Origin of the sequence: Falsiroseomonas bella (assembly GCF_003173615.1) — a bacterium.
Classification (GTDB): Bacteria; Pseudomonadota; Alphaproteobacteria; order Acetobacterales; family Acetobacteraceae; genus Falsiroseomonas; species Falsiroseomonas bella.
Genome location: NZ_QGNA01000002.1, coordinates 123,584 through 139,564, shown reverse-complemented (window position 1 = coordinate 139,564; position 15,981 = coordinate 123,584). Strand labels below are relative to the sequence as shown.

The window sequence follows — 15,981 nt, the reverse complement described above, 5'->3', positions numbered from 1 at the left end:
TCATGTGGGGCATCATTCCTGCCGCCGGCATCGGCAGTCGCATCCAGCCCCTCGCCTTCTCCAAGGAATTGCTGCCGGTCGGCAGTCGTCTTGAAGGCGGCGTCGAGCGGCCGCGCGCGGTCAGTGAGCACCTGATCGAGCGCATGCTGGCCGCCGGCGTGGACCGGCTGTGCATCGTCATTTCGCCGGGCAAGGGCGATATCGTGAACTACTACGGCGCCCGCATCGGCGCCGCGCGCATCGCCTATGTCGTACAGGCCGAACCTGCCGGGCTGTGCGACGCGATCTTCTCCGCGGCCCCGTTCATCGCGCCGGATGAGGACGTCGCGATCGGCCTGCCCGACACGGTCTGGTTCCCGCGCGACGGGCTAGCGCGCCTGCCCGCCGGTCTCCTCGCCTTCCTGCTTTTCCCGGTGGCGCATCCCGAATTCTTCGATGCGGTCGTCACGGATGCGCAGGATCGCGTGCGGGAGATCCAGGTGAAGCAGCCGGACGCCGCGTCCAACTGGGTCTGGGGCGCCTTCCGCATGCCGGGAAGGGTGCTGCATGATCTGCACGCGCTGTGGCGCGAGCCCGGGCGCGGCGACGAGTATGTCGGCACCCTGGTGAATGCCTGGATTGCGCGGGGCGGCCACGCGGTCGGGCTGCGCGCCGGCACCACCTATGCCGATGTCGGCACGCTGCATGGCTGGCGCGAGGCAGCGGCGTTGCTCGGCCAGGCGGCTTCGGCGGAAGCGCCGGTCCTTCCATTCCGCGCCGTGCAGTCGGCCCGCCGCGCATGAGAGGCGGCCGGCTGCGCGTGCTGCAGGTCGCCTACCCCTTCGCGCCGGTCGGGCCGGACGCGGTCGGCGGCGCCGAGCAGGTTCTGTCCGCGCTCGATCGCGGCCTTGTCGCGGCGGGCCATCGCAGCATTGTGCTCGCCGCCGAAGGGTCCGAGATCGCGGGCGAGCATGTCGCGATCCCACGCGTCCCCGGCCAGATCGGCCCGGCCGATATCGCCGCGACCCATGCCGCGCTGCGCAACGCGCTGGCCAAGGCCGTCGCGCACCACGCGCCGCATCTGCTGCATTTCCATGGCGTGGACGTGCTGGACTACCTGCCGCCTTCGGGAATCCCGGCGTTGATCACGTTGCACTTGCCGCCCGCCTGGTATCCGCCAGACCTTTGGCGCCTCGCGCGCCCCGACACCTGGCTGCACGCCGTCTCCGCCAGCCAGCACGCCACCTGCCCGCCCTCTCCAAACCTTCTCCCGCCACTGCCGAATGGCATCGACGTGGAAGCCCTGACGCTGCGCATCGGAAAACGCGACTTCGCGCTCTGCCTCGGGCGCATCTGCCCGGAGAAGAACCAGCACCAGGCGCTGGATGCCGGCAGCTGCGCGGGCATTGCGGTGCTGCTCGGCGGTCAGGTCTTCGGCCATGCCGCGCATGAGGCCTATTGGCACGGGCAGGTCGTACCGCGGCTGATGGCAGGTCCGCACCGCTTCCTCGGCGCGGTCGGCCTCGCCCGAAAGCGACGCCTGCTCTCCGCCGCGCGTTGCCTCGTCTCCGCCAGCCTGGCACCCGAGACGAGCTCGCTCGTCGCCATGGAGGCGCTGGCCTGCGGCACGCCGGTCGTCGCCTTCCCCTCCGGCGCGCTGGCCGACATCGTCGAGCACGGCGTGACCGGCTTCCTGGTGCGCGACGTGGCGGAGATGGCGCAGGCGATGCGCGCGGCCGCACGTCTCGATCCCGAGGCCTGCCGGCTGGCTGCGCGCACGCGCTTCTCCGGCGCCGCGATGGTGGCGCGCTACCGCGCGGCCTATGCCGCGCTGGCGCGCCGCACGGTGACGCATGGCGCCGCAAGCTGAACAGGTCGCGACGCTCGAGCCGCTGCGCGAGGAATGGGCCGCGCTCTGGGAAGCCGTGCCGGATGCCACGCCCTTCCAGCATCCCGACTGGCTGATCCCATGGTGGCGCCACCTGGGCGTCGGCGAATTGCTGACCCTCGCGCTGCGCCATGCGGGGCGTCTGGTCGCCCTCATGCCGCTGTGGATCCACGCGCCGGACCGGGCGCTGCTGCCCCTCGGCATCGGCACGACGGATTGGCTGGACGCGCTGGTCGCGCCCGGCCATGCCGAGGCCGCGATGGCGGCCGCCTTCCGCGTGCTGCACGCCCGCCGCGACCGCTTCCACCGCAGCGAATGGCCGCAGCTTCGCCCCGCCTCACCGCTTCTGCTGGGACAGGCGCCGCCCGGCTGGCGCGACGCGGTGGAGCCCGCGGAGCCCTGCCCCGCCCTCATGCTGCCAGATTGCATGGAGGGCTTGCGAGAGCGCGTCTCCACCAAGACGCTGCGCGACCTGCGCGTGGCGCAACGCCGTGCGGCGGAAGCGGGCGTCACCTGCGAAAGCGCGACGCCGGACACGCTCAATGAATTCCGGGACGCGCTCTTCGGCCTTCATGCTGCGCGCTGGCAGCAGCGCGGCGAGGCCGGCGTGCTGGCGCCCGCTGCGGTGCAGGCCATGCACCGTGAGGCGATGCCGGCCCTGCTGCGCGCCGGCCTGCTGCGGCTCGTCGCGCTGCGGCTGGAAGGCCGCATCGTCGCCGTGCTGCATGCGTTGGCCGATCCGCCAGGCCGCGCACCGCGCACCCTCTACCTCTATCTCCAGGGCTTCGACCCGGCCTGCGAGAAGTTTTCCCCCGGCCTGGTCCTGCTCGGCGCCGTGGCCGAGCAGGCGATCGCCGAGGGTTTTGGCATGCTGGATTTCCTGCGCGGGCAGGAACGCTACAAGCGCTTCTGGGGCGCGGTGGACCGGCCGGCATTCCGCCGCGTGCTGATCCCGCCGGAGGATGCATGACCGACCGTGCGCTGATCATCGTGCTGGATGGCGTGGGCGTCGGCGGCGCGCCGGATGCTTCGCGCTACGGCGATGCGGGCGCCGACACGCTCGGCCATGTGATCGCGGCCACTGGGGTCCTCTTGCCGAACCTCGCCGCGCTCGGGCTGCTCCGGGTGATGGGCCTTGCCGATGCGCCGGCGCCGCGCGCGCTGCATGGCCGCATGCGCGAGCGCTCCGCCGGCAAGGACAGCACGACCGGCCATTGGGAGATCGCGGGCATCGTGCTGCAGGATCCCTTCGCCACCTTTCCACGCATCCCCGATCCGCTCGTCGCCGCCATCGAGCGGGAGGCGGGCATCCGCTTCCTTGGCAATCGCGCAGCCAGCGGTACGGCGATCATCGAGGAGCTCGGCGCCCAGCATCTCCGCACTGGCGATCCCATTCTCTACACCTCCGCCGATTCCGTGCTGCAGATCGCAGCGCACGAGTCGGTCATCCCGCTGCCGCGCCTGCACGCCATCTGCGAGGTCGCGCGCCGCCACGCAGACGCCTACCGCATCGGCCGCGTCATCGCCCGCCCCTTCACCGGCGCGCCGGGTGCCTTCGCGCGCACCGCCCATCGGCACGACTACGCCATGCCGCCGCCCCGCAGCGTGCTGGACGGGCTGGCCGAGGCCGGGATCCCGGTGACCGGCATCGGCAAGGCGGCGGATCTCTTCGCCGGGCGCGGCTTCGACGCCTCGCACCCCACGCGCGACAATGCCGAAGGCATGCGCCGCATCGCGGAATGCTGGCGCGGCCTGCGCCGAGGCCTGCTCTTTGCCAACCTCGTGGATTTCGACACGGAGTTCGGCCATCGCCGGGACGTCGCGGGCTTCGCGGCCGCGCTCGCCGCCTTCGATGCCTGGCTCGCCAGCTTCCTGCCGCAGGTCGCGCCGGACGATCTCGTCATCATCACCGCCGACCATGGCTGCGACCCTGCCCATGCGGGCACCGACCACACGCGGGAGGAAGTGCCGCTTCTGGCGCTGCATCGCGGCCGCGCCGATCCGCTCGGCACGCGCGACGGCTTCGCGGATGTCGCCGCCACGCTCGCCGCCTGCTTCGGGCTGCCGTCATGGCCGACCGGCCGCGCCTTCCTCCCCTGAACGCGGCGGCGCGCGATACGCTCGACCGGCACGCGTCGGGCGAGATCCCGGACGCGGTCGCGCTGATGCGCCTCATCCTCGCCGGCACGCCCGTGGCTGACTTGCCGTCACTGCTGCATGCGGCGCCGCGCCTCGCAGCGCTCGCGGCACGGCATGCGGAGGGCCTCGCGCTGCTCGAGCGCATGGTTCGCGCCGGCGCCGATCATGCCGCCCCCACCAGCCTCGATGCGCAGCGCGCCCTGTTCGACCGGCTGGCCGCCATCAGCCCCGAGGCGAGCGTCGCCGCCTACAGCCTGGGCGATCCCGCGCTGCTGGCCGCGGCGACAGAGGAGCTCGTCGCCTGGCTGCGCCGGCACGGGCTCCTCGCCGGGCGGCCGCGCGTGCTGGACCTCGGCTGCGGCACGGGCCGCCTTGCCGCGGCGGTGGCGCCCGAGGCGTCCGAGACACTGGGCTTCGATCTCTCCCCGATGATGATTGCCGAGGCGCAACGCCGGCACGGCGCCATTCCCCGGCTGCGCTTCGCCACGACCGGCGGCGGCGACCTTGCCGGAATACGGGATGCCGGCTTCGACCTGGTGCTGGCGGTCGATGTATTCCCCTATCTCGTCCAGGCCGGCGGCACCCTGGCTGAGGATATGCTGACGGAGATCGCGCGCGTGCTGCGGCCCGGCGGGCGACTCGCCCTGCTGAACTTTGCCTATGGCGAAGATGGGACGGCCGATCCGTGCGATCTCGCCGCGCGCTGCGGTCTGTCCATCGAGGCCGCGCCGGAGCGGCCCTTCCGCCTGTGGGACGCCACCGCCTTTCGCCTTCGGCGGGTCGGGGTTGCTGGCGGGCTCGCGCTGTGATGGAAACCCGGCGGGCGCCGCGGGCGGCGCCGGAGGAGTTGGATGTCGGAGCAGCAAGGCGACCGCCCCGCCGCGCCCGAGGCGCGCGACGCGGCGCCGCCGAAGGGTGTGACGCGCGAGGCCGTTGACTGGGGCTTCAAGCTGCTGGCCGGCCGCGCGCCGGTCAGTCCCGCCGAGTTCGAGGCCTTCAAGGCGCTGCCCAACCTGAATGCGCTGCGCCGCGCCTTCACCAACACCGAGAGCTTCCACGAGTTCTTCGATTCGATCCTGAACGGCTACCCCAGCTACACGGTGCCGCTGTTCCTGATCCGCCCGCCCGCCACCGCGGCGCTGGATTGGCGCTTCGCGCCGCCTGACCTCGAACACCCCGGCTCGCAACTCTGCACCGCCGCGCAGTTCGCCGATCCAGCCTTCTCCGAGATCATCGAGGCGATGGGCCTCCGCCCGGCGCGCACGCGCGCGAAGTGGGAGCATGCCTGGATGGTCTCCGTGCTCGCCACGGCGGGGCTGATCGAGCCCGGGCGCCGCGGGCTCGCGATCGACGCCGGACGCGAGCGGGTCGCCTCGCTCGTCGCCTCGCGCGGCGTGGAGGTGCTGGCCATCGGCAGCGAGACCGGCGACGAACGCTCCATCGAGGCGCGACGCAGCCGGCTCTTCTACCCCGAGATGGTCCATATCGAGGAGTTCGACCGCCTGGTGCGCTTCGCGGCCTTCGAGCCCACCGCGATCGGCAGCTTCCCGGCCGCCAGCATGGATTTCTGCTTCTCCTTCGGCATGCCGGGCAGGCTGCGCTCCATCGAGGCGACGCTCGCCTTCCTCGAGGCCAGCCTCGTGCCGCTGCGCCCGGGCGGCCTGGCGCTGCACTGCCTCGACTTCAACCTCTCCTCCGACAAGACGACCTGGGAATTGCCGAACCTGGTGATCCTGCGCCGCTGCGACATCGAGGCGCTGGCCGAGCGCCTGGCGCCAGCGGGCCACAGCATCCTGACCTTCAACACCCATCCGGGTGCCGAGCAGATGGATGAGCAGGTGAGCGCGCCGCCGACCAGCACGCGCGGCCATCGCCAGCGCCACGGCCTCGTCGTCGCCACCTCCTTCGGCCTTGCCATCCGCAAGGCCGGCTGACCGGACATGCCCCAACCGGACCACGGGACAGGATGCTGAAACGAATCCTCCGCAGGCGCCGCCCCCCCGCGCCGGCGACCGCCGAGGCCGTGGTCGGCATCGCGCGCCGGATGGAGGAGGGCTTCGCCCATCTCGCCGGGCGCAGCAATCCGTTCCACTACACGGCCACCGCCTATCTCGGCGACAACACGATCCTCGCCCTGCTGCACGGCCGGATCATGATGTATCTCGACACGCGCGGGACCGACCTCGCGCCGCACATCATGATGTTCGGCATCTGGGAGCCGAACTACACACAGCTCTTCCAGCGCCTGATCCGCCCGGGCGACACCGTCTTCGACATCGGCGCACATCTCGGCGTCTATGCGCTGCTCGGGTGCGTCTCGGCGGGAACGACGGGCCGCGTGCACGCCTTCGAGCCGAACCCGCGCTTCGCCGGCCTGCTCGGTCGATCCCTGGCCGTGAACGGCTTCAAGGGCTTCGCGACGGTGCACAACCTTGCGGTCGGCGCGGCGGAGGGAACATCGCAGCTCCGGTTCTCCTGGGAGTATTCGGGCGGCGGCCACCTCGCCACGCCGCGCGGCCGCGTCGCGCCGGGCATCGAGATCGTGCCCTGCCGCGTCGCCGCCCTCGACGACCTGTTCCCCGACCCGGCCTTCACCGTCGACGTGATGAAGATGGATGTCGAGGGCACCGAGACGCAGGCGGTGCGCGGCATGGCCGGCCTGCTCGCCCGCTCGCCGCGTGTCCGCATCCTGTTCGAATTCGCCCCCGGCCTGCAGAAGGCGCATGGGTCGAGTGCCGCCGAATTGATCGGCCTCCTCGAGGGCATGGGCTTCTCCTTCTGGACCGTCGGCGACGATTCCGGGATCACGCCCGTGCCGGCGGCCGATCTCGCGGCGCGCACCGGCGACATCGTCAACATCCTGGCGGCGCGCAGCGATCCCTTCGCCGCGTAGGAGCCATGCGCGCCCGCGCGGCACGGATGCGTTGAAGCGGCACGCGGCCGATGGAAAGGTGGCCCCGAACGATGATGGAGCCGCTCATGTCCGTGAGGTCCGCGCCGGCGGCGGCTGGCGTGCTGATTGCGTTCGGCGTCCTCGCCGCCGCGCTGGCGACGGGGCTGCGCCAGTCCTTCGGCCTGTTCCTTGCGCCGATGACGGCGGAGCATGGCTGGACCGCCTCCGGCTTCGCCTTCGCCATCGCGCTCTCGGTGCTGCTGAACGGGATGTTCCAGCCGATCTGCGGCCAGATCGCGGACCGCATCGGCGGCCGTGCCGTGGTGATGGGCGGCGCCGTGCTCTACGCCATCGGCATCCTCGGCATGGCGCTGGCGGACGGCATGGCCCTCTTCACCTTCTTCGCCGGGGTGGTGATGGGCCTTGCGGTCTCGGCCGCCGGAATGCCGGTGATCATCGCCTCCCTCACGCGGCTGCTGCCCGAAACCCAGCGCGGCCGCGCGGTCGGGCTCGGCACCGCCGGCTCCTCCTTCGGGCAGTTCCTGGTCGTGCCGCTGGCCGGCTTCGGCATCGCGGGCCTGGGCTGGCAATGGACGCTGCTGGTCATGGCCGGCGTGGCCCTGCTGATGATCCCCCTGGCGGGGCCGCTCAACGACCGCCCCGCACCGAAGACCGCCGACACGGAGGAGACGGCTCGGCAGGCGCTGGCGCGCGCCTTCCGCACGCCGAGCTTCTGGTTCCTCTTCTTCGGCTTCTTCGTCTGCGGCCTGCATGTCTCCTTCCTGACGGTCCACCTGCCGGGCTTCGTGCATTCCTGCGGCCTGCCCGTGGCGGTGGGCGCGGGCGCGATCGGGCTGATCGGCCTCTTCAACATCGCGGGATCGCTCGCGGCCGGGGAGCTCGCCCAGCGCTGGCGCCGGCGCGAGTTGCTCGTGCTGATCTATGCCGCGCGCGGCGTGCTGATGGCCGTGTTCATGGCGCTGCCGAAGACGACCGAGTCGGTGCTGCTGTTCTCCGCGCTGATGGGCATCCTGTGGCTGTCCACCGTGCCGCCCACGGTCGCCCTGGTCGCGCGCAACTTCGGCACGCGCTGGCTGGCCACGCTGTTCGGCCTGGTATTCCTCGGCCACCAGATCGGCGGCTTCACCGGCGCCTGGCTGGGCGGGCTGATCTTCGACCGCACCGGCTCCTACGACCTGATGTGGACCATCGGCATCCTCGCCGCCGCCTTCGCCGCGCTGATCCACCTGCCGGTGAAGGACCCGGCGCCCGCCGCCATGCCGGCGCGCGCATGATCCCCCGGCGGTGGCCCTCGCGGTCGGAGGGCGGTATGACGGACGCTGCGGATCGCGGGGGGCATGGCATGCGACGCTGGATGCTGGTGGCGGCTCTGGTGCTGGCGGTCGGCGGCAGTTCGACCGCCCAGCAGGGCGGTCTGCCGCCGCATGCCTGGGTGTTCGGCTCCTGGACCGGCGGGATCTTCCCCCCCGGCGACGGGGTCGGGCCGCGCTGCTTCGGCCAGCCCACGGTGATCTTCATGCGCGACGTGGTGCTCCGCGCCTCGCCGCTCGACATCGCCTATCGCCAGCGCCTGCTCGAGACGGTGGCCGCCGAGCCCGATGCGCTCGAGATGCGCTTCCTGCCCGCGCAGCCGCAGAACACCCCCTTCGGCGCCCGGGTTTCGCCCGATGTCGGCTTCGGCTGCCCCGGCGGACCGAACACGCTGCGCGTGGAGCGCCGGGGCCCGAACGAGATCGTCTTCCCCGACTGCGCGGAATTCCCCTCCCCGCTCCGACGCTGCATTCCGGAGTGAGACCATGCGCATCGCGCTGATCCACGCGCTGCGGCACTCGCCGCCGCCGATCGAGGCCGCCTTCGCCGAGATCTGGCCCGAGGCGCGGCTGATGAACCTGCTGGACGACAGCCTCGCGGCCGACCTCGCGCGCGAGGGGCGCCTGACGGAGGCGATGACGCAGCGCTTCCTGACGCTCGCGCGCTATGCCGCCGGCACCGGCGCGCGGGGCATCCTTTTCTCCTGCTCCGCCTTCGGGCCCTGCATCGAGGCCTGCGCGCGCGACCTCGCGCCGATGCCCGTGCTGAAGCCGAACGAGGCGGCGATCGAGGAGGTGGCCGGGCTCGGCCGCCGCATCGGCCTGCTGGCGACTTTTCCCGGCACGCTCACCTCCATGCCGCCGGAATTCCCGCCGGGCGTCACGGTGGTGCCCTGTCTTGCGGAGGGCGCGATGGCCGCGCTCGACGCCGGCGACCCGGAGCGGCACGACAGGCTGGTGGAGCAGGCGGCGCCCGCGCTGCGCGAGTGCGACGCCATCCTGCTCGGCCAGTTCAGCCTGGCCCGCGCGGCCCCCATGGTCGCCAGGGCGACCGGGCGGCCTGTGGTGACGACCCCGGGGAGTGCGGTCCGGAAGCTGCGCCGCCTGCTGCAGGGCTGACCGGGTCGGTCCAGAGTGGCCCCTCGGCCGCGGCCTGCGCCGGCTCGGGCGGAAGGTCCGGCAGCTTCCCGGGATCGTGCCCGCCGGCATAGCGCACCAGTGCCGCGACGCGCGCCTCCACCGGCGGATGCGTCGCGAACCAGCCGACGGCCCGCGACAGCTTCGCATCATGCAGGAACAGCGCGCGCACCTGCTCCGGCACCTCGGCGAGGCCGGGGCGCTGCTCGACCTTGCGAAGCGCGGAGATCATCGCGTCGGGATCCTGCGTGAGATCCACGGCGCCGGCATCGGCCAGGTATTCCCGGTTGCGCGACAGCGCCATGCGCAGGACCAGCGCCAGCAGATGCGCCAGGACCGCGATGAGGATGGCGATTGCCACCAGCGCCAGCACCACCAGCCCGCCGCCGCCGCGGTTCGACGAGGAGGAGGAGCGGCTGCGCCCGCCGATGCGCGTGAAGCGCATCACGCGGAGCCCCTTCCAGACGGAATCCGTGACCAGCGTGATCACGCCGACGAAGACCGCCGCGACCACGCCGAGGCGCGCATCGCCGTTGCGGATATGCGCCAGCTCATGTCCGATGACGGCGGACAGCTCGCGGTCGTCCAGCGCCTCCATCAGCCCGCGCGTCACCGTCACGCCGGCCTTCTTCGGCGTGAGGCCGGAGGCGAAGGCATTGCGCGCCGGCGTCTCGATCACCGCCAGCCGCGGCATGGTCATGCCGCGGCTGATGCAGAGCGCCTCCGCCAGCTTCCACAGCCGCGGCTCCTCGCGCGGGTCTGTCACCCGCTTCGCACCGGTGACGAGGTCGAGGATGCGGTTGTGACTGAACCAGGCGATGGCGAACCAGATGGCCGCGACAAGCAGCGCGAGCGGAATGATGCTGGGCAGGAGATGCGCGGCGCGCCGCAGCCCGTCCTGCACCGTCGGCGCGTCGCCGGCGACGAGCAGCAGCGCGAGCGCATAGCCCATCATCGCCAGCAGCAGCGGGAAGCCCGCCAGCAGCAGGATGGAGCGGAGCGCGGTGTTCCAGGCGTGGGTGCGAAGTCCCGTCGCCGGGAGCATGGCGTCAGAACTTCACGCTCGGCGGGGTCTGCACGGCGGCGCGCTCATTCGCCTCCAGCTCGAAGAAGCCCTTCGGCGTGAAGCCGAGGCTGCCGGCGAAGAACACCGCGGGGATGGACTGGATCGCCGCGTTGAACTCCGCGACCGCGTTGTTGAAGAAGCGCCGCGCCGCCGCGATTTTCGTTTCGAGCGCCGACAACTCGCCTTGCAAAGAAAGAAAATTCTGATTCGCCTTCAGGTCGGGATAGGCTTCCGAGAGCGCGAACAGGCGCGACAGCGCGCCGGTGAGCTGGCCTTCCGCGGCGGCGGCGGCTTCCGGGCCATGCGCGTTGACCGCGCTGTTGCGCGCCTGGATCACCGCATCGAGCGTGCCGCGCTCATGCGCCGCATAGCCCTTCACCGTCTCGACCAGGTTGGGGATCAGGTCGTGGCGCTGCTTCAGCTGCACCTCGATATCGGCCCAGGACTGCCCGACGGTCTGCCGCAGGCTGACGAGGCGATTGTAGATGACGACAAGCCACAGCAGCAGCAGGACGATCAGGCCGAGAATCACCCATTCCATCTTTGTGGTCCCCCCGGTGGTTGGTGTGCGTCAGCTTCGGATCCTGCGCGGACGGTCGTGCCCCCACCCCGACCAGCCTCCCGCCTCCGACGCCCTTGGCGTCGAAGCCCCCGCTGCGCGGGAGAGGGAGCAGGGCGCGACCGGCCTTCGCCGTCACGCCGCCTTCTCGCGCTCCGAAAGAATCGCATCCGCCTGCCGGAAGGCCTCCGCCATGCGCGGCCCCGGCATCGCGCCGCTGAACAGCAGGTGGCGGTCCATCAGGAAGCTCGGCACGCCATTGATGCCGCCGCGCCGCGCGGCCATGTCCTCGGCCAGCACGGCGTCGCGATGCGCGTCGCTCGCGAGCATCGCCGCCATGCCCGGCAGGCCTGCGTCGGCGGAAACCTCGTCCAGCACCGCCGCGTCGCCGATGTCGCGACCCTCCTGGAAATAGGCCCGGAACAGCGCGTCCACGACCGGCTGCTGCACGCCCGCCTGCTCCGCCGCGCGGATCACGCGATGCGCCGCGACGGTGTTCGGCGTGCGCAGCATCAGGTCGTGGCGGAAATCGAGCCCCGCCGCGCGGCCCGCCTCGGCCACCTGCGCATCCAGCTCCTTCCCGCGCTCCACCGAGCCGAATTTGGCGGCGCGATACGCCGCGCGTTCCACGCCCTCCTCCGGCATGTCTGGGTTCAGCTGGAAGGGCTTCCAGCGCACGCGGAAGTCCAGGCCGTCGCGCGCAAGCTCGGCCAGCGCGGCGTCCAGATGCGCCTTGCCGATCCAGCACCAGGGGCAGATGGCGTCGGAGATCACGTCGATCGTTCGCATGGGGTTCTCCGTCATGAGAAGGCGCCAAGCCGCGCCGGCACCTGCGCCAGCACGGGCTCGGCGGCATTGGCGAAGGCCAGCCGCAGGTGGCGGTCCTGGCCCGGCCCGAAGAAAGGGCCGGGCAGCGTCATCAGCCCCTGCTCCGCCGCCAGGATCTCGGCCGCGCGCATCGCGTCCGGCGCGGCCTCCGGCAGGCGGAGGAAGGCGAAATAGGTGCCGATGGCATCCAGTCGCCAGCCCGGCAGCTGGGAGACGGCATCGCGGAAGAAGGCGGCGCGCTCGGCCATCAGGGCGCGGTTGCCAGCACGCCACTCGGTCAGCGCCGGGATCGCCCAGGTCAGCGCCGCCTGCGGCGGCCGCGGCGGGCAGATCTGCATGGTGTCGAGGGCCTTCTCGAGTTCCGCCATCACCGCCGGCCCGGCGACCACCGCGCCGACGCGATGCCCCGGCACGCAATAGGCCTTCGAGAAGGAATAAAGGTGCAGCAGCACGTGGCCCCAATCCGGGTCGTCGAACAGCGCGTGCGGCGGCACGCGACCGGCGGGCAGGAAGTCGCGATAGGTCTCGTCCAGCACCAGCAGCGCGCCATGGCGGCGACAATCCGCCGCGACCTGCTCGATCACCGCGGCCGGGTAGATCGCGCCGGTCGGGTTGTTCGGCGTCACCAGCACCACGGCGCGCGGCTTGTGTTCGACCAGCAGCGCGGCGATGCGCGCCGGGTCGGGGATGAAGCCGTCCTCGGGCCGCGTCGGCACGGGGATGGTCCGCACGCCCTGCATGGTCAGCGCCATGTGGTGGTTGAAGTACCAGGGAGTCGGCAGCAGCACCGCCTCGCCCTCCGCCGCCAGCACCTGCATCGCCATGGCGAAGGCGAGGTTGCAGCCGGCGGTGATCGCCACGGACCCGGCCGGGACGGGCGCGCGATAAAAGGCCGAGATGTCGGCCGCCAGAGCCTCCCTCAGCGCCATGTCGCCGGCGATGGGGCCGTAGCCGGCGCTTGTGGCGCTGCCCGCGGCCTCGCCCAGCCTCGCCAGAAGCTCCGGCGGCGGCGGGTAGCCCGGCACGGCCTGCGTCAGGTCGAGCGCCGGGCCGGCGCGGCCGTCATAGCGCGCCGCCCAGGCGCGGGCGGCCGGGATGGGCGGGACATCGGTGGCGCGGATGCGGCTCGACAGGATCATGCGGGGTCCACCGTCGCGCGTTTCGTGTGATGCAGCCAGTGGTGCCAGAGCAGCCGGGCGGCGATGGAGCGCCAGGGCGCCCACTCCGCCGCCATCGCCTCCATGGCCCGGGCGTCCGGCCGCGCCGGCAGGCCGCGCAGCTGCGCCGCCGCCGCCTGCAGCGCCAGGTCGCCCACCGGGAACACGTCCGGCCGCTCATGCGAGAAGAGCAGGTGGACCTCGGCGGTCCAGCGCCCGATCCCCTTGACCCGGCAGAGCGCCGCCACCGCCTCGGCGTCCGGCAGCGCCTCCAGCCGATCGAGGGGCAGCGACCCGTCCAGGATCGCCTCCGCCAGCGCCCGGGCATGGCGAACCTTCTGGCGCGTCAGCCCGCCTTCGATCCCGGCGCGCTCCGGGTCGAGCGCCAGGAAGCCCTCCGGCGTCGTCGCGCCGGGCAGCGCGGAGACGCGGCGCCAGATGGCGAAGGCGGCCTCGTTGGAGACAAGCTGGGCGCAGATCGCCCGAAGCAGGCCGGGGAATCCCTTGGGCCGCAGGATCCAGGGCAGCGGCCCGGCGCGGTCCTCGATGCCGGCGAAGACCGGATCGCGCATGGCGAGTTCCTGCGCCGCGGCGCGGGCCCAGTCGGGCGGGTGGGGAAAAGGCGGCGGCGGGGACGGGTGGGAGTGCATCCCCGCCGCCAGTACACGAGGCCGCCCCGGGGCAGGAGGGGGGTCGTTTCGCCGCGGCGATCAGTCTGCCGCGGCCCGAGGCGGCCCGTGTTGACAGGAGAATGGGCTCGCAACGTAACCGGCCGAAGGGCCGGCCGGTGAGCAAGTGCAACAGCATGTTGCAGACGCGACCATCGTGACGGCGCGAAACAATCGGGGGCGGAACCGGCCTTCGGCGGCGGCCCGGCCGCGCTATGTTACAGACATGGACGCCAACGCGCACCCGCACATCCTGGTCGTGGACGACGATCGCGAGATCCGCGACCTGCTCGCCAAGTTCCTGGAGAAGCAGTCCTTCCGCGTCACCACCGCGCGCGACGCGCGGGAGGCGCGGAAGCTCTGGCCGCTCGGGCGCTACCACCTGGTGGTGCTGGACCTGATGATGCCGGGCGAGTCGGGGCTGGACTTCGCCCGCTGGCTGCGCAGCCAGTCCGAGGTGCCGCTGGTGATGCTGACCGCCATGGGCGAGGAGACGGACCGGATCGTCGGGCTCGAGCTCGGCGCCGACGACTACGTCGCCAAGCCCTTCAACCCGCGAGAACTCCTGGCGCGCATCCGCGCGGTGCTGCGCCGCGCCACCACCGACAGCTCCACCGGCTCGCCCTCCGGCGAGCCGCCGGCCAAGCAGATCCACTTCTCCGGCTGGATCCTGGAGCCGGCGCGCCGGCGCCTCGTGAATCCGCAGGGGGTCGAGGTGCCGCTCACGGGCGGCGAATACGAGCTGCTGATCGCACTGGTCGAGCGGCCGAACCGGGTGCTGACCCGCGACATGCTGATGGACCTGCTGCGCGGCCGCCAGGCCGGTCCCTTCGACCGCGCCATCGACGTCGCGGTCAGCCGGCTGCGCCGCAAGCTGGAGGATGACGGGCGCAACCCGCAGCTGATCAAGACCGTGCGAGGCGGCGGCTATGTGCTGGCGACCTCCGTGGAACGGGGCTGAGGCCGCGTGAAGCGCCTGCTGCCCCGCTCCCTCGCCGGGCGCACCGCGCTGTTCCTGTTGCTCGGCCTGGTGCTGGTGCAGGTGGCGGGGCTGACGATCCATGCGCTGGACCGCGTGGACCTGCAGCGCTTCCAGCAGGGGCGCGAGGTGTCGCAGCGCAGCTACGCTGCCTGGCGGGCGCTGCTGGCGACGCCGCCGGATCGCCGCGCGGCCGTGCTGGCTGATCTCGATCTGCCGCAGGGCCTGCGCGCCACCTACGACGCCGAGCCGATCGCACGCCTCGGCAACCCGCCACCGCCGGTCCCGGTCAACCGGCTTCTCCGCGTGGAATCGGTGATGTCGGCGCCGCCGCGGCTGCGCCCGCGGGAGGTGATCGTCTCCGGCTCCTACCGGCCCGGGGTGCTGCTCGCGAGCCTGCGCTTCCAGGACCAGGGCTGGCTGAACCTGCGGATCGAGCTGCCGCCGCCCCGCCCCTGGCATTCCGAGACCTTCCTCGCCTCCTTCCTGCTGATGACCCTGGCCGCGGGGGGCCTGACGCTCTGGGCGGTGCGGCGGCTGACGCGGCCGGTGCGCGACCTGGCGGATGCGGCCGACCGGCTCGGCCGCGACGTGAACGCGCCGCCGCTGCCGGAGAACGGGCCGACGGAGGTCGCGACCGCCGCCCACGCCTTCAACACCATGGCCGAGCGCATCCGCCGCTTCGTCAGCGACCGCACGCAGATGCTGGCGGCGATCGGGCACGACCTGAAGACGCCGATCACCCGGCTGAAGCTGCGCGCCGAGCTGCTCGACGACGACGAGCAGCGGCGGAAGATCATCGCCGACCTCGAGGAAATGGAGGCGATGATCGCGGCGACGCTGGCCTTCGCCCGCGACGACGCGGCGGCCGAGCCCTCCGTGCCGGTGGACCTCGCGGCGCTGTGCCGCACCGTGCTGGACGAGGCGGCGGACGCCAATCCCGAGCTTGCCGAGCGCATCACCTTCGCGGGACCCGAGCACCTCACGGTGCGCGCCCGCCCTGTCGCGATGAAGCGGGCGCTGGCGAACCTGGTGGGCAATGCGATCGCCTATGGCGGATCAGCGCGGCTCAGCCTGCAGCAGGCGCCGCCCGGCCAGATCCGGATCGCCGTCGACGATGACGGGCCGGGCGTGCCGGTGGAGGAGCTGGAAGGGGTGTTCCAGCCCTTCCGCCGGCTGGAGAGCAGCCGGAACCGGGAGACGGGCGGCACCGGGCTCGGCCTGCCGATCGCCCGCAACATCCTGCGCGCCCATGGCGGCGATGTGGTGCTGAGCAACCGCCCCAGCGGCGGGCTCACCGCGCTGGCCACCATGCCGGCCTGACCGTCGCGGCGGGCTTCGGACAAATTCATCCGCC

Annotated in this window: 17 protein-coding genes; 12 read left to right on the top strand and 5 right to left on the bottom strand. The window is 72.3% G+C overall.

Translation table 11 applies throughout. The features are described from left to right. Window positions 1-2 precede the first annotated feature (2 nt). The 10 genes from DFH01_RS09045 to DFH01_RS09000 all read left to right on the top strand — a co-directional run bounded on the left by DFH01_RS09045 (window position 3) and on the right by DFH01_RS09000 (window position 9,349). Window positions 3-782 carry a sugar phosphate nucleotidyltransferase gene (locus DFH01_RS09045; protein WP_109870127.1) on the top strand — a complete coding sequence of 260 codons (780 nt, stop codon included), beginning with the start codon at window positions 3-5 and terminating at the stop codon, window positions 780-782. 17 nt (window positions 783-799) lie between these two features. Continuing rightward, on the top strand, window positions 800-1,849 hold the full coding sequence (locus DFH01_RS09040) for a glycosyltransferase (RefSeq protein ID WP_199231180.1): 1,050 nt from the start codon (window positions 800-802) through the stop codon (window positions 1,847-1,849). Beyond that, on the top strand, window positions 1,833-2,837 hold the full coding sequence (locus DFH01_RS09035) for a GNAT family N-acetyltransferase (RefSeq protein ID WP_109870125.1): 1,005 nt from the start codon (window positions 1,833-1,835) through the stop codon (window positions 2,835-2,837). Before DFH01_RS09040 ends, DFH01_RS09035 begins: the two co-directional genes overlap by 17 nt. Further along, a complete protein-coding gene (locus tag DFH01_RS09030) occupies window positions 2,834-3,967 on the top strand; it encodes a phosphopentomutase (protein WP_109870124.1) in 1,134 nt (377 codons plus the stop codon). Before DFH01_RS09035 ends, DFH01_RS09030 begins: the two co-directional genes overlap by 4 nt. Continuing rightward, window positions 3,937-4,815: a class I SAM-dependent methyltransferase gene (locus DFH01_RS09025; protein WP_109870123.1), complete on the top strand. Its 879-nt coding sequence runs from the start codon at window positions 3,937-3,939 to the stop codon at window positions 4,813-4,815. The genes DFH01_RS09030 and DFH01_RS09025 overlap by 31 nt, the downstream gene beginning before the upstream one ends. A 42-nt stretch (window positions 4,816-4,857) precedes the next feature. Then, complete coding sequence (locus DFH01_RS09020; RefSeq protein ID WP_109870122.1) at window positions 4,858-5,940, top strand: hypothetical protein; 1,083 nt, start codon at window positions 4,858-4,860, stop codon at window positions 5,938-5,940. A gap of 32 nt (window positions 5,941-5,972) precedes the next feature. After that, window positions 5,973-6,899 carry an FkbM family methyltransferase gene (locus DFH01_RS09015; protein ID WP_109870121.1) on the top strand — a complete coding sequence of 309 codons (927 nt, stop codon included), beginning with the start codon at window positions 5,973-5,975 and terminating at the stop codon, window positions 6,897-6,899. Window positions 6,900-6,985: 86 nt separating this feature from the next. Then, complete coding sequence (locus tag DFH01_RS09010; protein ID WP_233256042.1) at window positions 6,986-8,194, top strand: MFS transporter; 1,209 nt, start codon at window positions 6,986-6,988, stop codon at window positions 8,192-8,194. A 35-nt stretch (window positions 8,195-8,229) separates the two neighbouring features. Beyond that, a complete protein-coding gene (locus tag DFH01_RS09005) occupies window positions 8,230-8,712 on the top strand; it encodes a hypothetical protein (protein ID WP_233256041.1) in 483 nt (160 codons plus the stop codon). 4 nt (window positions 8,713-8,716) lie between these two features. After that, complete coding sequence (locus DFH01_RS09000; protein ID WP_109870119.1) at window positions 8,717-9,349, top strand: aspartate/glutamate racemase family protein; 633 nt, start codon at window positions 8,717-8,719, stop codon at window positions 9,347-9,349. Here the strand turns inward: DFH01_RS09000 and DFH01_RS08995 are convergent. The 5 genes from DFH01_RS08995 to DFH01_RS08975 all read right to left on the bottom strand — a co-directional run bounded on the left by DFH01_RS08995 (window position 9,243) and on the right by DFH01_RS08975 (window position 13,549). Further along, complete coding sequence (locus tag DFH01_RS08995; RefSeq protein ID WP_109870118.1) at window positions 9,243-10,412, bottom strand: M48 family metalloprotease; 1,170 nt, start codon at window positions 10,410-10,412, stop codon at window positions 9,243-9,245. The genes DFH01_RS09000 and DFH01_RS08995 overlap by 107 nt on opposite strands. Before the next feature lie 4 nt (window positions 10,413-10,416). Further along, complete coding sequence (locus DFH01_RS08990) at window positions 10,417-10,974, bottom strand: LemA family protein (protein WP_109870117.1); 558 nt, start codon at window positions 10,972-10,974, stop codon at window positions 10,417-10,419. A 153-nt stretch (window positions 10,975-11,127) separates the two neighbouring features. Further along, window positions 11,128-11,781, bottom strand: coding sequence for a DsbA family oxidoreductase (locus DFH01_RS08985; protein ID WP_109870116.1), 654 nt, complete (start codon window positions 11,779-11,781; stop codon window positions 11,128-11,130). Between the two features lie 11 nt (window positions 11,782-11,792). Next, entirely contained in the window at window positions 11,793-12,959 is a 1,167-nt protein-coding gene (locus tag DFH01_RS08980) for an aminotransferase (RefSeq protein WP_109870115.1), read from the bottom strand. Further along, window positions 12,956-13,549, bottom strand: coding sequence for a DNA-3-methyladenine glycosylase family protein (locus tag DFH01_RS08975; RefSeq protein WP_158287678.1), 594 nt, complete (start codon window positions 13,547-13,549; stop codon window positions 12,956-12,958). The genes DFH01_RS08980 and DFH01_RS08975 overlap by 4 nt, the downstream gene beginning before the upstream one ends. A gap of 322 nt (window positions 13,550-13,871) precedes the next feature. Here DFH01_RS08975 and DFH01_RS08970 point away from each other — a divergent pair, with 322 nt between their 5' ends. Beyond that, window positions 13,872-14,606 carry a response regulator gene (locus DFH01_RS08970; protein ID WP_109870113.1) on the top strand — a complete coding sequence of 245 codons (735 nt, stop codon included), beginning with the start codon at window positions 13,872-13,874 and terminating at the stop codon, window positions 14,604-14,606. A 6-nt stretch (window positions 14,607-14,612) separates the two neighbouring features. Then, complete coding sequence (locus tag DFH01_RS08965) at window positions 14,613-15,947, top strand: ATP-binding protein (protein WP_109870112.1); 1,335 nt, start codon at window positions 14,613-14,615, stop codon at window positions 15,945-15,947. Window positions 15,948-15,981 lie beyond the last annotated feature (34 nt).

Coding starts and splice junctions, on each gene's coding strand:
- DFH01_RS09045 (WP_109870127.1), top strand. CDS start 3: ATGTGGGGCATCATTCCTGCCGCCGGCATCGGCAGTCGCATCCAGCCC.
- DFH01_RS09035 (WP_109870125.1), top strand. CDS start 1,833: ATGGCGCCGCAAGCTGAACAGGTCGCGACGCTCGAGCCGCTGCGCGAG.
- DFH01_RS09030 (WP_109870124.1), top strand. CDS start 2,834: ATGACCGACCGTGCGCTGATCATCGTGCTGGATGGCGTGGGCGTCGGC.
- DFH01_RS09025 (WP_109870123.1), top strand. CDS start 3,937: ATGGCCGACCGGCCGCGCCTTCCTCCCCTGAACGCGGCGGCGCGCGAT.
- DFH01_RS09020 (WP_109870122.1), top strand. CDS start 4,858: ATGTCGGAGCAGCAAGGCGACCGCCCCGCCGCGCCCGAGGCGCGCGAC.
- DFH01_RS09015 (WP_109870121.1), top strand. CDS start 5,973: ATGCTGAAACGAATCCTCCGCAGGCGCCGCCCCCCCGCGCCGGCGACC.
- DFH01_RS09010 (WP_233256042.1), top strand. CDS start 6,986: ATGTCCGTGAGGTCCGCGCCGGCGGCGGCTGGCGTGCTGATTGCGTTC.
- DFH01_RS09005 (WP_233256041.1), top strand. CDS start 8,230: ATGACGGACGCTGCGGATCGCGGGGGGCATGGCATGCGACGCTGGATG.
- DFH01_RS09000 (WP_109870119.1), top strand. CDS start 8,717: ATGCGCATCGCGCTGATCCACGCGCTGCGGCACTCGCCGCCGCCGATC.
- DFH01_RS08995 (WP_109870118.1), bottom strand. CDS start 10,412: ATGCTCCCGGCGACGGGACTTCGCACCCACGCCTGGAACACCGCGCTC.
- DFH01_RS08990 (WP_109870117.1), bottom strand. CDS start 10,974: ATGGAATGGGTGATTCTCGGCCTGATCGTCCTGCTGCTGCTGTGGCTT.
- DFH01_RS08985 (WP_109870116.1), bottom strand. CDS start 11,781: ATGCGAACGATCGACGTGATCTCCGACGCCATCTGCCCCTGGTGCTGG.
- DFH01_RS08980 (WP_109870115.1), bottom strand. CDS start 12,959: ATGATCCTGTCGAGCCGCATCCGCGCCACCGATGTCCCGCCCATCCCG.
- DFH01_RS08975 (WP_158287678.1), bottom strand. CDS start 13,549: ATGCGCGATCCGGTCTTCGCCGGCATCGAGGACCGCGCCGGGCCGCTG.
- DFH01_RS08970 (WP_109870113.1), top strand. CDS start 13,872: ATGGACGCCAACGCGCACCCGCACATCCTGGTCGTGGACGACGATCGC.